Raw genomic sequence first — 20114 nt, forward strand, 5'->3', positions numbered from 1 at the left:
TCGCGCTAGAGCACGCGCCGATCTGACTGCATCGCAATCAGATCGGATAACGCGTTCTCTAATTTGGAGTCAGAGCGCCCAGCCGCCGTCGATGATGTGGATCTGCCCCGTGGTGAAGGCGCTCTCGTCGCAGGCGAGATAGAGCGCCAGCGCCGCGATCTCTTCCGGCGTGCCGAGCCGGCCCATGGGCTGGCGGCCGACGAAATCCGCCCGCACGGCATCGAGGGAGCGCCCGGTCTGGGCCGAGACGGCGGCGATGCGCTCGTCCAGCGAGGGCGACTGGATGGTGCCGGGGCAGATGGCGTTGGCGCGCACGCCCTTCAGGATGAAGTCCGCCGCCACCGCCTTGGTGAGGCCGATCACCGCCGCCTTGGTGGTGCCGTAGGCGTAGCGGTTGGGCACGCCGCGGATGGAGGACGCCGCCGAGGCGATGTTGACGATGGAGCCCTTGCCCTTCTCCAGCATGCCCGGCAGGAAGGCCGAGATGGTGCGGTGCATGGACTTCACGTTGAGGTCGAAGGAGAAATCCCAGTCCTTCTCCGAAGTGTCGAAGATGGTGCCCTGGTGCACGTAGCCGGCGGCGTTCACCAGCACGTCCACCGGGCCCACGTCCTTCGCCAGCGCGGTCACGGCCTCGGTGGAGAGCACGTCGAGCGCGCGCGTCTCGGCGCCCTCGAGCCCCTGGAGCTTGCCGGCGTCCAGATCGGTGGCGATGACCTTCGCCCCCTCGCGAACGAAGGCCTCGGCGATGGCCCGGCCGATGCCCTGTCCGGCCGCTGTCACCAGCGCGGCCTTGCCCTGAAGTCGTCCACCCATTGGCGTTTCCTCTTGCTTCCCGAATGGTGGTCCCGCGCTCACAGCGCGGCGCGGATATCCTCGAGCCGCCGGATCTGGCGGCCCTGTGCATCGAAATTCTCCGGAGCGAGCCACGCCTCGAAGGCCGCCCTGGCGCGCGGCCATTCATGGTCGAGCAGAGAGAACCAGGCGGTGTCCCGGTTCAGCCCCTTGACGATCATGTGCTGGCGGAAAAGCCCCTCATAGGTGAAGCCCAGCCGCGCCGCTGCCTGCCGGGACGGGGCGTTGAGTGCGTTGCATTTCCACTCATAGCGGCGATAGCCGAGATCCTCGAAGGCGTGGCGGGCCATCAGGTACATGGCCTCCGTCGCACCGCGCGTGCGCTGGAGCGCCGGGGTGTAGAGGATGTTGCCCACCTCGATCACCCGCTGCGCCGGCTCGATGCGCATGTAGGTGGCATGGCCCACCGCGCGACCGGTGGCCGTCTCCTCGATGGCGAAGAGCAGCGGGTCCGCTTTCTGGGCGGCGGCGCCGTAGAAGGCGGCGAAGGCGGCTTCGTTGGGGAAGGGCGCGGGCGAGAGATAGGCCCACAGCGCGTCCTTCTCCGGCCCGTGGGAGAGCATGAAGAGGGAGGCGGCATGCCGCTCCGCCTCGAACGGCACGAGCCGCACGTGCAGCCCTTCCAGCGTCGTCGGCTCGGGGCGGCGGGCGGGGGCGGTATCGACGGGTGCGCCGAGGGGGATGGACGGATCGCTGGCCATCACTTGTCGCCCCCGGCGCGGAAGAAGCCGTTGATCTCGGCGAAGGGCACCGCGTCCGCGAACCTATGGAAGGTGCCGGCGTCGCGGATCTCCTCCACCGAGGCGGTGAAGGCGCCCCAGGCGACGCGGCTCAAGGTGCTGCCGACGCTGATGCGGCGCACGCCGAGCCCGGCGAGGTCGGCGACGGAAAGCCCGGTCGATGCGGGCATGAGAACATTCACGGGGCGCGGTGCTACCGCCTCGACCACGGCGGCGATGTCCTCCCGCGTCCGGATGCCGGGCGCATAGAGGCAGTCCGCCCCCGCCGCCGCATAGGCCTTCAGGCGGGTGATGACCTCGGCAACGTCCGGCCGTCCCACCAGGAAGCATTCGGCGCGGGCGGTGAGGATCACGTCGGCGCCGGTGGCATCGATGGCCGTGCGCGCCGCGCGCACCCGCGCCGCCGCGTCGTCGAGATCATAGAGCGGGTGCGCCGCATCCCCCGTGGCATCCTCGATGGAGAGGCCGGCGACGCCGGTCCCGACACACAAGGTGACGCTCTGCGCGACACCGGCGGGATCGGGCGCATAGCCCGCCTCGAAGTCCGCATTCATGGGCAGGGCGGTGGCCGCGACGAGGTCGGCGATGTGGGCCAGCATTTCGTCGCGGTCGATCGCGCCGTCCGGGCGGCCGGTGGAGAAGGCATAGCCCGCGCTGGTGGTGGCCAGCGCCTTGAAGCCGGCGGCCTCCAGATAGCGCGTCGTGCCCACGTCCCAGGGGTTCGGCAGCACGAAGCAGCCGCTCTCGTGGAGCGTGCGGAAGGCACGGCGCTTTTCGGCGGGCGATGTCATGATTGGGTCCCGTGCGCCGCCGGGGCGTGGCGGCGGGGTGGGAGATTAGGACCGCGGCGGGCGGACGGGAATGCTCCGTCCACCCGTCCGCATCGCGATCAGTGGTTGTCGCGGGGAACGCCCATGGACTGGGCCACGCGCTGGTACTTCACCGCGGGCTTCAGCACCATGCCCTCGTCGAACTGCGCCACCATGGAGCGCTGGATCTCCTGCCAGGGGGTCTGGCTCGCCGGCGCGTGGTAGCCGCCGTGGCCCTGAAGGTCCGCCCGGCGCTGGTTGAGCTCCTCCGGCGAGATCAGGATGTCGGCGGTGCATTTGTTGAGGTCGATGCGCACCCGGTCGCCGGTCTTCAGCAGAGCGAGCCCGCCGCCCGCCGCAGCTTCCGGCGAGGCGTTGAGGATGGAGGGCGAGCCCGAGGTGCCGGACTGGCGGCCGTCGCCGATGCACGGCAGGGCATGGACGCCCTTCTTCAGCAGCGCCGCCGGCGGCTGCATGTTCACCACCTCGGCGCCGCCGGGATAGCCCAGGGGACCGGTGCCGCGGATGAAGAGCAGCGTGTGCTCGTCGATGCCGAGCGAGGGATCGTCGATGCGGTGGTGGTAGTCCTCCGGCCCGTCGAACACCACGGCACGGCCCTCGAAGGCCTCCGGGTCATTGGGGTTGGAGAGGAAGCGCGCGCGGAACTCCGGCGAGATCACCGAGGTCTTCATCACCGCATTGTCGAACAGGTTGCCGCGCAGCACGATGAAGCCGGCATCCTCTTTCATGGGCGCGTCATAGGCCTTGATGACCTCGCGGTCCCAGGAGAGCTTGCCCTTGCAGTTCTCGCCCATGGTGCGCCCGTTCACGGTGAGCGCGCCCTCGTGGATCTTGCCCTGCTCGATCAGCTCCGCCACCACCGCCGGAACGCCGCCGGCGCGGTGGAATTCCTCGCCGAGATATTCGCCGGCCGGCTGGAGGTTCACCAGCAGCGGGATCTTGTGGCCGACGCTCTGCCAGTCCTCGACGGTGAGGGGCACGCCCACGTGGCGGGCGATGGCGTTGAGGTGGATGGGGGCGTTGGTGGAGCCGCCGATGGCGCTGTTGACGCGGATGGCGTTCTCGAACGCCTCGCGGGTGAGGATGTCGGAGGGTTTCAGGTCCTCCCACACCATGTCCACGATGCGCTTGCCGGTGTCGTAGGCGATCTGCCCGCGCTCGCGATAGGGCGCCGGGATGGCGGCGCAGCCGGGCAGGGACATGCCGAGCGCTTCCGCCAGCGCATTCATGGTGGAGGCGGTGCCCATGGTGTTGCAGTGGCCGACCGACGGAGCGGAGGAGGCGACCACGTCCATGAACTCGTCATAGTCGATCTCGCCGGCGGCGAAGCGCTCGCGGTTCTTCCACACCACGGTGCCGGAGCCGGTGCGCTCGCCCTTCCACCAGCCGTTGAGCATGGGCCCGCCGGACAGGACGATGGCCGGGATGTTCACGGTGGCGGCGGCCATGATGCAGGCCGGGGTGGTCTTGTCGCAGCCGGTGGTCAGCACCACGCCGTCCAGCGGGTAGCCGTAGAGGATCTCCACGAGGCCGAGATAGGCAAGGTTGCGGTCGAGCGCGGCCGTGGGGCGCTTGCCGGTCTCCTGGATGGGATGCACTGGAAATTCGAACGGCACGCCGCCCATGGCCTCGATGCCGGCGCGCACCCGGTGGGCGAGGTCCAGATGGTGGCGATTGCAGGGGGAGAGGTCCGAGCCGGTCTGGGCGATGCCGATGATGGGCTTGCCGGACTGCAATTCCTCGCGGGTGAGGCCGAAGTTGAGGTAGCGCTCCAGATAGAGCGCGGTCATGCCGGGATTGTCGGGATTGTCGAACCAGAGCTGGGACCTGAGCTTCAGGCCGTGCTTCTCGGGCTGATCGCCTTTGCGTTCGGACTGGTCTCCGTTTCCGGTCATGGGCATCTCCGTACTCCGGCGTTCGAGCGCGCCGGATTTTAATCGATTTGATCGGCGGGATTTATGCGCCCGGCCGCGGCGGAAATCAATCCGGGATCGAAGGGGTTCGCCGCCCGCCCCCGGCTCACTCGGCCGGCTTCTCCAGCAGGCGCAGCGCCACGGTCTCCCACGCGGCCACCACCAGAAGCACGAGGGTGGCGGCCGCGGCGAGGCCGATCGGGTTGAAGAAGGAGGTGAAGGGAACCAGCAGCAGGAGCAGCGCCAGCCCCGCCATGTGGGAGAGGGGAAAGCGGCTCAGAACGGGATATTTGAACAGGCCGCAGCCGAGCACGTAGAACGCCGGCCCGCCGATGATGACGGCCGCGGCGGCGGCGGAGACGTCGCCGCCGGGGTGGGCGAGGACCAGTTCGTCGGACACCGCGTAGCCGATGATGCCGATGACGATCACCTGATGGACGTAGGTATAGCCGAGGCGGGCCATGGCGCCGGTACGGCTGGTCTGCGCGAACCGCGCCGCGGCGCGGTCCGATCCGGTATCGAAATAGATCCACCACATGGCGAGCGAGCTGGTGAACGCGACCAGGAAGGACGCCCAGCCAGTCGCGGTCCAGCTCTGCCCGCGCCACGCGAGGCCGGAGAAGGTCGCCCCCGTCACCAGGATGGATTCGCCCAGCGCGATGATGATGAACAGGCCGCAGCGCTCCGCCAGATGCCCCGACTCCAGCTTCCAGTCGGTGGCCTTGGACCGGCCGAGGCCGGGGACGGGGAAGCCGAGGGTGGGGCCGATGCTCTCCACCGTGACGGCCGCCGCCCAGAGGCCGAGCCGCAGCCCGTCGTGGCCGAGAGCGCCGGCGATCCACAGGGCGAACGCCACCCCCTGCCAGCTCAGGATGCGCACGAAGTTCATCGCCTGCGGCGGATCGTGGCGCGCCACCGCCCAGATGGTGAAGGCCGACCGCCCCGTCTGGAACGCGCCGTAGGCGAGGGCGAAGGTCATCGCGCCCTCGTGGAAAGCCTTGGTCAGGCTGGCGGAAAGGATCAGCCCGATGAGCATCAGCGCCAGCAGCATCAGCCGCACCGGCTTGCGCTCGGGGTCGAGCCAGTTGGTGACCCAGGCGGTGTCGATCCACGCCCACCACAGGGCGACGAAGAGAATCAGCGTCTGCACCAGCCCCACCACCGACAGGTCGTGCAGAAGGTGGCGGGAGAGCTGGGTGATGGCGAAGACGAAGACCAGGTCGAAGAACAGCTCGACGAAGGTCACCGGATGCTGGCCGTCCTCCGACGGCTGGCGCAGCAGGTATTGTCGTGCACCACGGAGCATCGGGCCTTCGAGCCTCGTCTTTCGGGACGCCCATGCCCCCCGCCGGGCGACAATGCGTCGCCAGGTGCCGCACAGGCAAGCCGCCCGGGTCGCCGCGAGGGTTTGCGGCCGGCGCAAAACCGGCTAATCGAGACGGTGCGGCCCGGCCCGTTCCGGCCCCAGCGGCGGAGCGTGCGCCGCCGGGCCCGCGCGGCGCGGCAAGGGTCGTCCGCATTCCGCTGCCAGGCCGTTGCACCGATCATGACGCTCTTCCGCCCCGCCCCGCAGCAGCCCGTCCGGCAGGCGGACCCGGTGCGGCTGTCCGGGGTGGAGGTGACGCGCGGCGCCCGCACCGTGTTCTCGGGCCTGTCGCTGACGCTGGGGGAGCGGCGCATCGGCCTCGTGGGCGACAACGGCTCGGGCAAGTCCACCCTGCTGCGCCTCCTCAATGGCCTGATCCTGCCCGATGCGGGCACGGTCTCGGTGGGCGGCCTCGACACCCGGCGCGAGCGGCGGCGCCTGCCGGCGCTGGTGGGTTTCGTGTTCCAGAACGTCGATCACCAGATCATCTTCCCCTCGGTGCGCGAGGAGATCGCCTTCGGCCCGATCCAGCAGGGCCTGCCCAAGGCCGAGGCCAACGCGGCCGCGGAGCGCCTGCTTGCCGCCCACGGCTGCGCCGGCTGGGGCGACCGGGCGGTGTCCGACCTGTCAGAAGGGCAGAAGCAGCTGGTGTGCATCCTTGCGGCGCTCGCCGGCGGTCCGCAGCTCCTGCTCCTCGACGAGCCATTCTCCAGCCTCGACCTCACCACCCGCATCGCCTTTGGCGCGCGGCTCGCGGCGCTGGACGTGCAGGTGGTGATGGCAAGCCACGACCTCGACCTTCTGGCCGGCTTCGACCGGGTCCTCTGGCTGAAGGGCGGCCTGGTGGTGGCGGATGGCCCGCCGGGCGCCGTCATCCCGCTCTATCGCGAGGACGCGCTGGCGCGCGCCGGCCTCGCCGTGGCGCGGGCGGGGGCGGAGGGGACGCCATGATCGCCGGCTATCTCTCGGGGCGCAGCCTGCTGCACCGTCTGCCGGCGGGGGTGAAGCTCGCCGGCCTCGCGGTGCTCTCGGTGGTGATCGTGCCCATCACCGATCCCGTGCTGCTCGCCATGGTGCTGGCGGCCGTCCTGCTGGTCTATACGGCGTTCGGCCGGCCGGGGCTGGCGCGCATCCTGCAGTGGCGCAGCCTGCTGCCGCTGCTCGCCATCATCTTCCTGCTCCAGCTGTGGGCCGCCGCGCTGGACGTCGCGGCGGCGAGCGTGCTGCGCATCGCGGTCATGGTGCTGCTGGCCGATCTCGTCACCCTCTCCACCCGCCTCCAGGACATGATGGACGCCCTCGCCGTGCCGATGCGCCCTCTGGCGCGCTTCGGCGTGGACCCCGAGAAGCTTTCCCTCGCGGTGGCGCTGGTGCTGCGCTTCGTGCCCGTGCTGCTCGACACCTGGCGCGCCCGCGAGGAGGCGTGGCGCGCGCGCAGTCCGCACCGCCCGGGCCTCGTGCTCGTCGGCACCTTCTTTTCCGGCGCCCTCGCCACCGCCGATCAGGTGGCGGAGGCCCTCGACGCCCGCGGCTTCGGCGCGCCCCGCCGCCCGCCGCCGTCCCGATCCCAGGAGTGAGCATGGATACCCGGACCCTCGTGCGCATCGCCCTCGTCGCCGCCCTGATCGGCGCGCTGGGCTTCGTGCCGCCGCTCTATCTGCCCATCGCCGCCGGTGTGCCGATCACCGCCCAGAGCCTCGGCGTCATGCTCGCCGGCCTGCTGCTCGGCGCGCGCGGCGGCGCGGCGGCGACGGCGCTGTTCTGCTTCGTGGTGCTGCTGGGCGCGCCCTTGCTCTCCGGCGGGCGCGGCGGCCTGGGAATCCTGGGCACCCCCACCGCCGGCTTCTTCCTCGGCTTCATCGCCGGCGCCTATGTCACCGGTCTCATCGCCGAGCGCCTCGGCGCGCGCGGCAGCCTGCCGGCCTTCCTGACGGCGGTGGTGGCGGCGGTGGTCGGCGGGATCGGCGTGGTCTATCTGTTCGGCGTCCCGGTGCTGGCGCTGGCGGCGGGCATCGGCCTGCCCAAGGCGCTGCTGGGCTCGGCGGTCTTCCTGCCCGGCGACGTCATCAAGGCGGTGGGGGCGGCGCTCCTCGCCACCACGGTCCTGCGCAGCTGGTCGGTGGCGGTCCAGCCCCGCCCGTGAGCATCACGCGGCACCTCGCCCGCCACGCCGCGGAACGCCCCGGGGCGCCGGCCCTGACCTGCGGCAGCGACCATTTCGACTACGCACGCCTTTACGCCCTGGTGGAGGATTGCGCCGCGCGGCTCGCGGCGGCGCCGCCGGGCGGCATCGCCCTGAACCTGCCCAACGGCGCGGCGCTGGCGGTGCTGTTTCTCGCCGCCGCCCGCGCCGGGCGGGAGGGGCAGGTGCTCGATCCCGGCTGGCCGCCGGCCCAGCGCGAGCAGGTGCTCGCCCGCATCCGCCCGGCCCGCCTGCTGTCCGCAGACGCCGGGAGCGACTTTCATCTGCCGGCCGGCGACCTCGGCGAACTTCCCGCCGCCCTCGGCCTGGCGGGTCCGGTGCCGCCGCAGCCCGACGGCGAGGCCCCCTTCTATGTGGGCTTCACCTCGGGCTCCACCGGCCTGCCCAAGGGCTATCGCCGCAGCCACCGCTCCTGGACCGCGAGCTTCGACGCGGACACGCAGGAATTCGGCATCGGCGCCGGCGACGTGATCCTCGCCCCCGGGGCCCTCACCCATTCCCTGTTCCTCTACGCGCTGGCGCGCGGCCTCGATGCCGGCGCGCATGTGGTGCTCAGCCCCAGCTTCCGCCCCCGCGCCGTGGCGGAGCTCGCCCGCCGCCACACGGCGAGCGTGCTGTATGGCGTGCCGACCCAGCTCGGCCTCCTCTTCGACCACCTGGCGGCGGAGGGGGAGCGCCTCGGCGGCATCCGTCTCGTGCTGTGCTCGGGCGCCAAATGGCCGCCGGGGCGCCGGGCGCTCCTCGACCTGCATCTGCCGGGGGCGGCCTTCGCGGAATTCTACGGCGCCTCGGAGCTCTCCTTCGTCACCGTGGCGAAGGATGCCGAGAAGGTGCCGGAGGGATCGGTGGGGCGCGCCTTCGCCGGCGTGCGCATCACCATCCGCGACCGCGCGGGGCGGCGCCTGCCGGCCGGGCGCACCGGCCTCGTGTTCGTGGAGAGCCCGTTCCTGTTTTCCGGCTACGCCACCGGCGACAGCCCCGATCTCCTCGCCCACGACGGTGCGCTGAGCGTCGGCGACATGGGGCGGCTCGATCGGGACGGCTTCCTCTTTCTCGCCGGCCGCGCCCGGCGGATGATCGTGACGTCGGGCAAGAATCTCTATCCCGAGGAGGTGGAGCGCGTGCTGGAGACCCACCCCGCCGTTGCCGCGGCGGCGGTGCTCGGGGTGCCGGACGGCAAGCGCGGGGAGCGGCTGGTGGCCTTCCTCGCCCTCGCCGGGGAAAAGGTGCCGGCCCGCGCCGAGCTGACTTCTTTCCTGCGCGGGCGCCTCTCCCTGTTCAAGGTGCCGCGCATCTATGCGCGGCTCGCCGACTGGCCGCTGACGGGCTCGGGCAAGACGGATTTCGCCGCCGTCGCCCGGCGCTGGCCGCTCCGGTGCGAGGTGCTGGCGTGAGCCCTGTCGCCATCCTCGCCGCCCGCCGCACGGCGGTGGTGCCGCGCGGCGGCGCCTTCCGCGACATTGCGGTGCACGACCTCGCCGCCGCCCTTGTGGGTCCGCTTCTGGCCGATGCCGGCCTTGCCCCGGACGCCGTGGACGAGGTCATTCTCGGCAATGCCTTGTCGGGTGGGGGCAATGTGGCGCGGGTGGCGGCGCTGGCCGCCGGCCTTCCCGAAGCGGTTCCCGCCCTCACCCTCGACACCCAGTGCTGCTCCGGCCTCGACGCCATCCGCATCGGCGCCGCGCGCATCGCGGCCGGGGAGGCGCGCTATGTGATCGCCGGCGGGGCGGAGAGCTTCAGCCGCGCTCCGCTGCGCGCCCACCGCCCCGCAACACGCGAAGGGGCGCTGCGCTTCTATCGCCAGCCGGCCTTCACCCCCTGGCCCGAGCGGGAGATCGCGCTCGCCGCCTCGGCCGCCGCGATCGCGCAGGACGAAGGCATCACCCGCGCTGCGCAGGAGGCCTTCGCGATGGAGAGCCACCGCCGCGCCCTGGCGGCTCCTCCGAGCGCCGCGGAACTGGTGCCGGTCGCCGGCCTCGGCGCCGACCCCTTCGCTCGCCAGCTGTCGCCGGCGCTGCTCGCCCGCCTGCCGGTGCTCGCCGGCGCTGCCGTCCACGGCGTCACCGCGGCCACCACGGCGGTGGAGGCGGACGCCGCCGCCCTCGTCCTTCTTGGACCCGCGGGGGAGGGACCCGTCGGCATCACGGCGGCTCTCGCCCGGGGCGGCGATCCGCTGGTCCCGGCGCTCGCCCCCGTGGCGGCGGTGGCGGTGCTGTGCGCGCGGTGTGCCGTCGTGCCGGACGAGATCGAGCATGTGGAGCTGATGGAGGCCTATGCGGTGCAGGCCCTCGCCACCCTCCGGCGGCTCGGTCTCGATGCGGCGCGGGTCAATGCCGGGGGCGGGGCGCTGGCGCGGGGCCATCCCATCGGCGCATCGGGGGCGGTGCTGGCGGTGCGCGCCTTCCACCGGCTCCTTGCGGGGGAGGGCCGGGCGCTGGTCGCCATCGCCGGTGCGGGCGGCATCGCCTCCGCCATGCTACTGACGGCAGGCGGAACCCGCGGTTCCGTGGCAGACTTGAGCCGTCGATCCTCCAGCCGGACGAAGCCGTTGATGGATGCCGCGATCGAAGACCCCGCCCGTTCCGTGCCCCCGCCGCCTGCCGCCGGCGCCGCCTTGGCGCAGGCTCTCTCCGCGACGCTGGACCGGGTGGAGGCCGCCGCCACCGATCCCGACCCGGTGGAGATGGTGCACGACGCCCGCAAGGCCATGAAGCAGTATCGCGCCCTGCTGCGGCTCATTCCGGACGAGCTCGCCACCGTCACCCGCCACCGCACCGCCGCTGTCGCGCGGGAGATGTCGAGCGCGCGCGACCAGGCCGCCGCGCTGGAGGCGCTGGGCCTGCTCGACGCGGAAGGCCTCATCCTCGCCGGCGATCATGAAGAGGCGCGTGCGGCGCTGGGCGGCCCGGCGGACGACGGCGGCGCGGCGGAGCCGCATCGCGCGGCGCTGGCGCATTTTCTCGCCGAGGCCCGGGCGGAGCTGGACGGCGCCCTGGGCGAGGCCGCGCGCGCCGCCGACGTGGGCGCCGCCCTCGCCAAGGGCTACCGGCAGGCCCGGCGCGCGCATTTCGACACGCCCGAGGCCATGCACGAGGCACGCAAGAGGGTGGTGACCCATCGCTACCAGATGAGCTTCATCGCCGAGGCATTCGGCGGGCGCGGCGGCAAGCGGGCGCGGCGGACCCAGAAGCTGCGCGACCTGTTCGGCGCCTATCAGGACATCGAGACCCTGCGCCCCATGCTGGCCGCGGCCGGCGACGCGCTGGCCGAAGGCACACGCGAGCGGCTGGGCTTCGCCCTCGCCCGGGCGCAGAAGCGCCTGCGCAAGCAGGCCATGAAGCAGCACGCTGCCCTGTTCCGGCGCGGCACGCGGGCGTTCATCGCCCGCTATGGCGACATCCTCTGACGTCGCGCGCCGTCGCGGGCGCGGCGCGAATTGATGCGCGTCATTGTCGCGTTGTCGGTCAGGGGCACCTTGTTTGCCATCAAAGCGCCCCGAGAAGCGGCGAGGACGGGCGGGCCCCCGACGCCGCGCGCTCCCCGCTGCGTCCCGCAATTCCGCTGCCCCGCAAGCGCGCCCTGCCCGAAGAGAGCGTCCGATGGTGACGACCAGCCCCCGCCTCCTGTCCCAGCCCGCCGCCGACACCGCGGCCGCGACGTCCCCCGCCGCGCAGTCCTCGGGCGCGACGACCCCCACGATCGACGGGGCGGGCCAGCCGGCGCGCCTCGGCATGGATTTCTCGACCCTGCCGGAAGCCGGCCGGCTGATGGCGCAGGCGTGGGCACGCATGGCGTTTCACGACGAGGAGGATTTCGAGCGCGGGTCCGGCCCGGAGGCGCTGCGCGCGGTGGACCGCGCGGCGGCGGCGCTCGCCGCCCGCACCACCTCGGGCCTGTCGCCTGCGGCGCTCACCCTTGCCTGCCTCGACTGGTGGATGCATCTCGCCGCCGCCCCCGGCAAGCAGGCGGAGCTGGCGCTGAAGGCATGGCGCAAGGCCGCCCGGCTCGGCGCCTATGCGGTGGCCTCCAGCTTCGACCGCAGCTTCCCCAATTGCATCGAGCCTTTGCCCGGCGACGAGCGCTTCAGCGCGCCGGTGTGGCAGGACTGGCCCTATCGCTTCTGGTACCAGGCCTTCCTGCTGAACCAGCAATGGTGGCACAACGCCACCCACGGCGTGCCCGGCACGGCGCCCCACAACGAGGCGGTGGTGGCCTTCGCCGCGCGGCAATTGCTCGACATGGCCTCGCCCTCGAACTTTCCGCTGACCAACCCGGAGGTGATCCGGCGGGCGCGGGAGACTCTCGGCATGAATTTCGTCGCCGGCGCCCGCAATGCGCTGGAAGACATGGCGCGCAAGGCCACGGGCCGGCCCCCGGCGGGGGCGGAGGCGTTCGAGCCCGGCCGCAACGTGGCGGTGACGGACGGCGAGGTGATCTTCCGCAACCACCTCATCGAACTGATCCAGTATCGCGCCGCCACCGATGCCGTGGCCGCCGAGCCGATCCTGATCGTGCCGGCCTGGATCATGAAATACTACATCCTCGACCTGTCGCCGCAGAACTCGCTGGTGCGCTATCTGGTGTCCAAGGGGCACACGGTGTTCTGCATCTCCTGGCGCAACGTGGTGGCGGAGGACCGCGACCTCGGCTTCGAGGACTACCGCACCCAGGGCGTCATGGCCGCCCTCGACGCCGTCAACGCGGTGGTGCCGGGCGCCAAGGTGCATGCGGCGGGCTATTGCCTCGGCGGCACGCTGCTCGCCATCGCCGCGGCCGCCATGGCGCGGGCGGGGGATGCGCGGCTCGCCTCCGTCACCTTGTTCGCGGCCCAGACCGACTTCTCCGAGCCCGGCGAACTGCAGCTCTTCGTCGACCCCGGCGAGCTCTACACGCTGGAAAGCATGATGTGGGACCAGGGCTATCTCTCCGCCGGGCAGATGGCCGGGGCGTTCGAGATGCTGCGCTCCAATGACCTCGTGTGGTCGCGCCTCGTGCACGAATACCTCATGGGCGAGCGCGCGCCCATGAACGACCTGATGGCCTGGAACGCCGACGCGACGCGCATGCCCTACCGCATGCATTCGCAATATCTGCGGCAGCTCTTCCTCGACAACGACCTCGCCGCCGGCCGCTACCGGGTGGACGGGCGGCCGGTGTCGCTGCTCGACATCCGCGTGCCGCTGTTCGTCGTGGGGACCGAGCGCGACCACGTGGCGCCGTGGCGCTCGGTCTACAAGATCCACCAGCTCACCGACACCGACGTCACCTTCGTCCTCGCCTCGGGCGGGCACAATGCGGGCATCGTCAGCGAGCCCGGCCACAAGCACCGCCACTATCGCATCCGCGAGGCGAAGCTCGGCGACCTGCACCTCGGCCCCGACCAGTGGATGGAAGCGACGCCGCCGGAAGACGGCTCGTGGTGGCCGGCCTGGGAGAGCTGGCTCGCCGCCCGCTCCGGCCCTCCCGGTCCCCTCCCGCGCATCGGTGCGGTCGGCTATCCGGTGCTCGGTCCGGCGCCGGGGACATATGTGAAGCAGCGCTGAGAGGGTGCGCCGCCGTCGTGCTCCGGCTTGATCGGAGCACCCATCTCGCCGCCGCGGCGCTTTCCCCGGTCGGAGCATGGGCCCTCCGGTCAAGCCGGAGGGCGCCGGGGGTGAGGGGGCCCGGCGCCGTCTCAGGGGCTGATGACGGGGCAGGCCCGTCGCGGCCGGAGCACACGGGCGAAACCCGTCCCGCCGTCGTGCTCCGGCTTGACCGGAGCACCCATCTTCCCGCTGCAGCCCGCCCCCGGTCGGAGCACCCATCTCGCCGCCATAGCGCGGTCCCCGGTCGGAGCGCCCATCTCGTCACCCGCAGCGCCGTCTCCGGTCAAGCCGGAGGGCGACGAGGGTGAGGGGTAAGGGCGACGGGATGGAAAAGGCCCCTACGGCACAAGCACCGCGGCGCCGTCCAGGCGGCCGGCGCGCAGATCGTCGAGGGCGGTGTTGGCCTCAGCCAGGGGGTAGGGGGTGACGTGGGTGGTGACGCCGGCCTTCGGTGCCAGCGCGAGGAATTCGCGGGCGTCGGCGCGGGTCAGGTTGGCCACCGACAGGATCTTCCGTTCCTCCCACAGCCAGCGATAGGGAAAGGACGGGATGTCGCTCATATGGATGCCGCCGCACACCACGCGGCCGCCCTTGCGCACGGCGCGCAGCGCCTGCGGCACCAGTGCGCCGGTCGGGGCGAAGATGAGGGCGGCGTCCAGCGGCTCCGGCGCGGGAGCGTCCGAAGGGCCGGCATAGACGGCGCCGAGGCTCCGGGCGAAGGCCTGCGCCTTCGCGTCCCCCGGGCGGGTGAAGGCGAACACCTCGCGGCCCTGGTGGCGCGCCACCTGGGCGATGATGTGCGCCGCCGCGCCGAAGCCGTAGAGGCCGATGCGGCGGCCGTCCCCCGCCATCTTCAGCGTCCGCCAGCCGATGAGGCCGGCGCAGAGCAGGGGCGCGAGGGCGACGTCATCCCCCGCTTCTCCCAAGGGATAGACGAAGGCCGCGTCGGCCACCGCGTGGCTGGCGAAGCCGCCGTCGCGGGTGCAGCCGGTGAAGGCGGGGGCGTCGCAGAGGTTTTCCTCCCCGCCCGCGCAATAGGGGCAGGTGCCGCAGGCGTGGCCGAGCCAGCCCACCCCCACCCGCTCGCCCACCTTCAGGTGAGCCACCCCCGCGCCGAGCTTCGCCACCCGCCCGACGATCTCGTGGCCCGGCACCACGGGCCGCACCGCCTGGGGCAGTTCCCCGTCAACCAGGTGAAGATCGGTGCGGCAGACACCGCAGGCGGTGACCGCGATCACCACCTCGCCCGGCCCCGGCTCGGGATCGGGCCGGGTTTCGGGCACGAGCGGATCGCCCGCGCGCCTCAGGACCATGGCGTGCATCCGCCGCCTCCCTTTTCCACCCGGCCAGGGTGCAGGGCCTTCGGCCCGGCGGCCATGACGTGCCGCAAGGCCGGCCGGCGTCAGCTGCCGCCGATGAAGATGCCTGCCGCCAGCACCAGCGCGCCGCCGAGAACCACCTGCATCACCGAACGCCAGAAGGGGGTTTCCATGTACCGGTTCTGGATGAAGGCGATGGCCCACAATTCCACGAAGACCACGACGATGGCGATGGCGGTGGCGGTCCAGAACTGCGGGATGAGATAGGGCAGGGCGTGGCCGAGGCCGCCCACCGCCGTCATCACGCCTGAGGCGATGCCGCGCTTGATCGGCGAGCCGCGGCCGGAGATGACGCCGTCGTCGTGCACCGCCTCGGTGAAGCCCATGGAGATGCCGGCGCCCACCGCCGCGGCGAGGCCGACGAGCAGGGTGGTGTGGGAATTCTGCGTGGCGAAGGCGGTGGCGAAGATGGGGGCGAGGGTGGAGACCGAGCCATCCATCAGGCCCGCAAGGCCCGGCTGGACCCAGGTGAGCACGAACTGGCGACGGGCCTTCTCGTCCTCCTCCCCCTTCTTGTCCACCGGCAGGTAGCGCTCGGCGAGGTTACCGGCGATCTCCTCGTGCTGGAGCTCGGTGCGGTAGAGGCTCTCCAGGAGCTTGCGGGTGCCGGGATCGGTCGCCTTCTTCTGGGCCTGCAGATAGAAATTGGCCGATTCGTCCTCCATCCGCCCGACCTCGGCGCGGATGCGGTCGATGCCGAGATTGACCACGTACCAGACCGGCCGGCGATGGTAGTAGCCGGCGATGCTCTCGCGCCGGATGAGGGGCACGTGCGGGCCGAAGCGGCGCTCGTACTCGCGGGTCAGGTTGGCGTTGTGGCCGCGCTCCTGGCCGGCCATGGATTCGAACACCTTCGCCGTATCGGGAAAATCGTTGCGCAGCGCCTCGGCATAATCGGCATAGACGCGGGCGTCGTCCTCCTCCGATGAGATGGCGAGGGCCAGCACTTCGCTCTCCGAAAGGTCGGCGAAGCGGCGGCGGCCGGGGAAAAACGACTTCATCCCGGAAAACTCCATTTAGAGAAATTCTAATATGATATGAAGCGCGCGGGCGGCTTCAGCAATGTGACGCGATGGCCGCAGACGGGGGAAAAATGCCGGAGGCGGTCGAGGGGCGCATGGAAGCCACCGGCGGCAGCGCGCGCAACCGTTATCTGCTGCTTCTCGCCGCCGTGCTGCCGCTCGCGGTCGGGCTCGCCCTTCTGGGGCTCGGCCGGCCGGCTGCCGCGGCCATCGCGTTTGCGGCCGGGACCGTGCCGGTGCTGGCGGTGCTGGTGTTCGACATCGCCCGCGCGCTGCGCGACGGGCGGATCGGCCTCGATGTGCTGGCGCTCCTGTCCATGGCGACGGCCCTCGGCTTCGGCGAGCCCCTCGCCGGCAACGTGGTGGCGCTGATGTATGCGGGCGGCCAGCAGCTGGAGCGGTTCGCCGCCGGGCGGGCGCGGCGCGAGATGTCGGCCCTCGTGGCCCGCGCCCCGCGGGATGCGGTGCGCCACGAGGACGGCGCGCTGCGGATCGTTCCGGTGGACTGCCTGATGCCGGGCGACCGCGTTCTGGTGCGGCAGGGGGACACCGTCCCTGCCGACGGCCGTATCGCGGACCGCGCCGCCGTGCTCGACGTGTCGTCCCTCACCGGGGAGGCGCGCCCGGCGCGGGTCGAGATCGGCGCGGAGGCGGCCTCCGGCGCGGTCAATGTGGGCGAGGCCTTCGACCTCGTCGTCCTGCGCAGCGCGGCCGAGAGCACCTATGCCGGCATCGTGCGGATGGTGGAGGCGGCCGCGGCGAGCCGCGCGCCCATGGTGCGCCTGGCCGACCGCTACGCGCTCGGCTTCCTCGTGGCCGCCGTGGGACTTGCGGTCGGGGCGGCGCTGGTGAGCGGCGATCCGCGCCGGGCGCTCGCGGTCCTGGTGGTGGCGACGCCGTGCCCCCTCATCCTCGCCGTCCCGGTGGCTCTCATGTCGGGGCTGTCGCGCGCGGCCCGACGCGGCGTTCTGGTGAAGAACGGCGGCGCGCTGGAAAAGCTCGCCTCGGTCAGCGCCCTGGTCATCGACAAGACCGGCACCCTCACCCATGGCCGGGCCGGGCTCGAGGAGGTGCGGGCCGCCCCGGGCATGGATTCGGACGAGGTGCTGCGCCTCGCGGCCTCCCTCGACCAGGCGTCGAGCCACGTCATCGCGCAGGCGCTGGTCCAGGCCGCCGGGCGACGGGGGCTCGTCCTGTCGCCGCCGCGCGATGTGGTGGAGGAGGGTGGCGTCGGCCTGCGCGGAACCGTGGATGGGCGCGCGGTGGCCATCGGCGGCGCGCGCTATGTCTCGGCCCTGGCGGGCGGGGACTTCGCCGAACTGCGCACCGCCTTGCCGCCGGCGAGCGCGGTGGTCGCGGTGGCGGTGGACGGCCGGCCCGCCGGCCTGCTGGTGTTCACCGACCGGCTGCGCGACGACGCCGCCGACATGCTCGGCGCCCTGCGCCGGGGCGGCGTCACCCACATCGCCCTCGCCTCCGGCGACCGGGCCGAGGCTGTGGACGCGGTCGGGCGGCAGCTCGCGCTCGACGACTGGGCGGGCGAGCTGTCGCCCCAGGGCAAGGTGGAGCGGATCCTGCGCGCCCGCGCCGGAGCGCCGGGCGGCGTCATGATGGTGGGGGATGGGGTGAACGATGCCCCGGCCCTCGCCGCGGCGGACGTGGGCGTGGCGCTGGGAGCGCGGGGCGCGGCGGCCTCGGCGGAGGTGGCCGACGTGGTGCTGCTGGTGGACCGGCTCGATCGGCTTGCCGAGGCCATGGCCATCGCGCGCCGCGCCCTGGCCATCGCCCGCCAGAGCGTGGGTTGGGGCATCGGCCTGTCCATGGCCGGCATGCTGGCCGCCGCCTTCGGCCTGCTGGAGCCGGTGGAGGGCGCCCTGCTGCAGGAGGCCATCGACGTGGTGGTGATCCTCAACGCCTTGCGCGTGCTGATGCCCGGCCCCGGTGAGCGCTGATCCCCGAACACGAAGCGGCCGCCCGTGGGGGCGGCCGGGAATTATCTTCAGGGGAGGGGGCGGGGGGCGCCTAGTCGGAGATCTTGCGGGCGCGGCTGCCGAGGGTCCGCAGGCGCAAGGCGTTGAGCTTGATGAAGCCCGCCGCGTCGCGGTGGTCGTAGGCGACGGCGCCTTCCTCGAAGGTCACCAGCTCCTGATTGTAGAGCGAATAGGGGCTCTTTCGGCCGATGACGGTAGCGTTGCCCTTGTAGAGCTTCACCGTCACCTCGCCGGTCACATAGGCCTGCGAGTGGTCGATGGCGGCCTGCAGCATCTCGCGCTCGGGGGAGAACCAGAAGCCGTTGTAGATGAGCTCCGCATAGCGCGGCATCAGCTCGTCCTTCAGGTGCGCCGCGCCGCGGTCCAGCGTGATGCTCTCGATGCCGCGGTGGGCCGCGATCAGGATGGTGCCGCCGGGGGTCTCGTAGATGCCGCGGCTCTTCATGCCGACGAAGCGGTTTTCCACGAGGTCCAGGCGGCCGATGCCGTTGGCCTTGCCCAGTTCGTTGAGCCTGGTGAGGAGGCTGGCCGGGGAGAGGGCCTCGCCGTTGATGGCCACCGCGTCGCCCTTGTCGAAGGCGATGGTGATGATCGTCGCCTCGTCGGGGGCCTCCTCGGGCGAGATGGTGCGCTGGTAGACATAGTCGGGCGCGTCCTCGGCCGGGTCCTCCAGCACCTTGCCCTCGGAGGAGGAGTGAAGCAGGTTCGCGTCCACCGAGAAGGGCGCCTCGCCGCGCTTGTCCTTGGCGATGGGGATCTGGTGCGCCTCGGCGAACTCCAGCAGGCGGGTGCGGGAGGTGAGGTCCCACTCGCGCCAGGGGGCGATGACGGTGATGTCCGGCTCCAGCGCGTAATAGGCGAGCTCGAAGCGCACCTGGTCGTTGCCCTTGCCGGTGGCGCCGTGGGCGACGGCGTCGGCGCCCATCTTCCGGGCGATCTCGATCTGCTTCTTGGCGATCAGCGGCCGGGCGATGGAGGTGCCGAGCAGATACAGCCCCTCATAGAGGGCATTGGCGCGGAACATGGGGAAGACGTAGTCGGCGACGAATTCCTCGCGCACGTCCTCGATGAAGATGTTCTCGCTCTTGATGCCGAGCAGTTCCGCCTTCTTGCGCGCGGGCTCCAGCTCCTCGCCCTGGCCGAGGTCCGCGGTGAAGGTGATGACCTCGCAATTGTAGGTCGTCTGGAGCCACTTCAGGATGACCGAGGTGTCGAGCCCGCCGGAATAGGCCAGCACCACCTTCTTCACGTCACGCGCCATAACATCTCTCGGCAGTTGGGAGAAATTTGGCGCGGACTATAGGCGCGCGCCGGGCGCTGGCAAGGGGAAGCGGGCCCGCCGCCCCGCCGCGCCCATCACCGTCAGGCGCCGCCGCGCCGCCCGGCAAGGCCCCGCAGGCCCGCCCAGGCCCGGCGGACGAGGGCGTGAAGCGCCGTGCCGGCGCGGCCGATGGCATTCTCCACCGCCGCGTCGGTGGGGGCACGGGCGCGGTCGTAGAGCCACAGCCGCGTCGCCACGATGAGCAGGATCACCAGCACGCCGGAAAACACCACGTCGGTGAAGAAGTGCCCGCCGAAGGCGATGCGCAGCCCGCCCGCAAGGGCGGCAAAGCCCACCGCCGCGCCCATGGCCACCACGCCGGCCGCGCCGGGAACGAGGCTCGCCGGCGCGGTGAGCCAGAAGCCGAGGGCGCCTTCGCCCGAGACGAAGGAGCAGTTGGTGGGGCAGGTGCCGTCGGGTGAGAACCAGGGGCGGAAGGTGTCCTTGCCGCCGAAGCTGTCCACGTGCACCGGGCGCGGGCGGCCCCAATGCTCCTTGAGCAGGCCGTTGACCATGAGGCCGGGACCCATCGCCATGGTGAAGGCGAGCAGCACCGCCGCCCGCGCCGGCATGAACATCTGTCCCGTGGGAAAGATCAGCTTCAGCACGATGGCGGCAAAGGCCGGGCCGGCGAACAGCCAGGGAATCCAGTTGGCCAAAGTGCGGATGGTGCCGGCCCAGGACATGCCGGCGACGCCGAAGTTGCGCCGGCTGGCATTCCAGAACAGGCCGGAGATGGCCAGGTCCCATTGCGGGAAGACCGTGAACAGGATCGCCACCGCGGCGCCGGTCACCAGCGCGAAGAACAGGACCCACTTCACCTTTTCACCCGAACGGCTCCCGGATTGATCCATCACCTTGCACAGCGGGGCCGCCCCGCCGCAGAGTGACGCCGCGATGTACAGGCAG

Annotated in this window: 16 protein-coding genes; 7 read left to right on the top strand and 9 right to left on the bottom strand. The window is 71.8% G+C overall.

The window, feature by feature from the left end:
- Positions 1-69: 69 nt before the first annotated feature.
- From ABLE93_RS11970 to ABLE93_RS11990, 5 genes are all read right to left on the bottom strand, one after another.
- Positions 70-816 carry an SDR family oxidoreductase gene (locus tag ABLE93_RS11970; protein ID WP_348840029.1) on the bottom strand — a complete coding sequence of 249 codons (747 nt, stop codon included), beginning with the start codon at positions 814-816 and terminating at the stop codon, positions 70-72.
- A 38-nt stretch (positions 817-854) separates the two neighbouring features.
- Positions 855-1556 carry a GNAT family N-acetyltransferase gene (locus ABLE93_RS11975; RefSeq protein WP_348840030.1) on the bottom strand — a complete coding sequence of 234 codons (702 nt, stop codon included), beginning with the start codon at positions 1554-1556 and terminating at the stop codon, positions 855-857.
- Positions 1556-2386: an isocitrate lyase/PEP mutase family protein gene (locus ABLE93_RS11980; protein WP_348840031.1), complete on the bottom strand. Its 831-nt coding sequence runs from the start codon at positions 2384-2386 to the stop codon at positions 1556-1558. The genes ABLE93_RS11975 and ABLE93_RS11980 overlap by 1 nt, the downstream gene beginning before the upstream one ends.
- A 98-nt stretch (positions 2387-2484) precedes the next feature.
- On the bottom strand, positions 2485-4320 hold the full coding sequence (locus ABLE93_RS11985) for an IlvD/Edd family dehydratase (RefSeq protein ID WP_348840032.1): 1836 nt from the start codon (positions 4318-4320) through the stop codon (positions 2485-2487).
- Between the two features lie 124 nt (positions 4321-4444).
- Positions 4445-5644: a low temperature requirement protein A gene (locus tag ABLE93_RS11990; protein WP_348840033.1), complete on the bottom strand. Its 1200-nt coding sequence runs from the start codon at positions 5642-5644 to the stop codon at positions 4445-4447.
- 240 nt (positions 5645-5884) lie between these two features.
- On the opposite strand from ABLE93_RS11990, the gene ABLE93_RS11995 reads away from it, so the two are divergent.
- The 6 genes from ABLE93_RS11995 to ABLE93_RS12020 all read left to right on the top strand — a co-directional run bounded on the left by ABLE93_RS11995 (position 5885) and on the right by ABLE93_RS12020 (position 13450).
- Positions 5885-6655 carry an energy-coupling factor ABC transporter ATP-binding protein gene (locus tag ABLE93_RS11995; protein ID WP_348840034.1) on the top strand — a complete coding sequence of 257 codons (771 nt, stop codon included), beginning with the start codon at positions 5885-5887 and terminating at the stop codon, positions 6653-6655.
- Entirely contained in the window at positions 6652-7281 is a 630-nt protein-coding gene (locus ABLE93_RS12000) for an energy-coupling factor transporter transmembrane component T family protein (protein WP_348840035.1), read from the top strand. Before ABLE93_RS11995 ends, ABLE93_RS12000 begins: the two co-directional genes overlap by 4 nt.
- 2 nt (positions 7282-7283) lie before the next feature.
- On the top strand, positions 7284-7847 hold the full coding sequence (locus ABLE93_RS12005) for a biotin transporter BioY (protein WP_348840036.1): 564 nt from the start codon (positions 7284-7286) through the stop codon (positions 7845-7847).
- Positions 7844-9301 carry an AMP-binding protein gene (locus tag ABLE93_RS12010; protein ID WP_348840037.1) on the top strand — a complete coding sequence of 486 codons (1458 nt, stop codon included), beginning with the start codon at positions 7844-7846 and terminating at the stop codon, positions 9299-9301. The genes ABLE93_RS12005 and ABLE93_RS12010 overlap by 4 nt, the downstream gene beginning before the upstream one ends.
- The gene (locus ABLE93_RS12015; RefSeq protein WP_348840038.1) at positions 9298-11313 is read left to right on the top strand and encodes a thiolase family protein; all 2016 of its coding nucleotides are present in this window, start codon (positions 9298-9300) and stop codon (positions 11311-11313) included. Before ABLE93_RS12010 ends, ABLE93_RS12015 begins: the two co-directional genes overlap by 4 nt.
- Before the next feature lie 382 nt (positions 11314-11695).
- Positions 11696-13450 (top strand): PHA/PHB synthase family protein, encoded by a 1755-nt coding sequence (locus ABLE93_RS12020; RefSeq protein ID WP_348840102.1) that lies wholly within the window; start codon positions 11696-11698, stop codon positions 13448-13450.
- 380 nt (positions 13451-13830) lie between these two features.
- Here the strand turns inward: ABLE93_RS12020 and ABLE93_RS12025 are convergent, their stop codons facing one another.
- Entirely contained in the window at positions 13831-14814 is a 984-nt protein-coding gene (locus tag ABLE93_RS12025; RefSeq protein WP_348840039.1) for a zinc-dependent alcohol dehydrogenase family protein, read from the bottom strand.
- Between the two features lie 80 nt (positions 14815-14894).
- Entirely contained in the window at positions 14895-15872 is a 978-nt protein-coding gene (gene mbfA / locus ABLE93_RS12030; protein WP_348840040.1) for an iron exporter MbfA, read from the bottom strand.
- A gap of 92 nt (positions 15873-15964) precedes the next feature.
- Between mbfA and ABLE93_RS12035 the strand changes: the two genes are divergently transcribed.
- Positions 15965-17845: a heavy metal translocating P-type ATPase gene (locus tag ABLE93_RS12035; protein WP_348840041.1), complete on the top strand. Its 1881-nt coding sequence runs from the start codon at positions 15965-15967 to the stop codon at positions 17843-17845.
- Between the two features lie 70 nt (positions 17846-17915).
- Here ABLE93_RS12035 and ABLE93_RS12040 read toward each other — a convergent pair whose 3' ends face one another.
- On the bottom strand, positions 17916-19145 hold the full coding sequence (locus ABLE93_RS12040) for an argininosuccinate synthase (RefSeq protein WP_348840042.1): 1230 nt from the start codon (positions 19143-19145) through the stop codon (positions 17916-17918).
- 101 nt (positions 19146-19246) lie between these two features.
- Positions 19247-20026 carry a phosphatase PAP2 family protein gene (locus ABLE93_RS12045; protein ID WP_348840043.1) on the bottom strand — a complete coding sequence of 260 codons (780 nt, stop codon included), beginning with the start codon at positions 20024-20026 and terminating at the stop codon, positions 19247-19249.
- Between the last annotated feature and the right edge of the window lie 88 nt (positions 20027-20114).

Origin of the sequence: Xanthobacter pollutisoli (assembly GCF_040044995.1) — a bacterium.
Classification (GTDB): Bacteria; Pseudomonadota; Alphaproteobacteria; order Rhizobiales; family Xanthobacteraceae; genus Xanthobacter.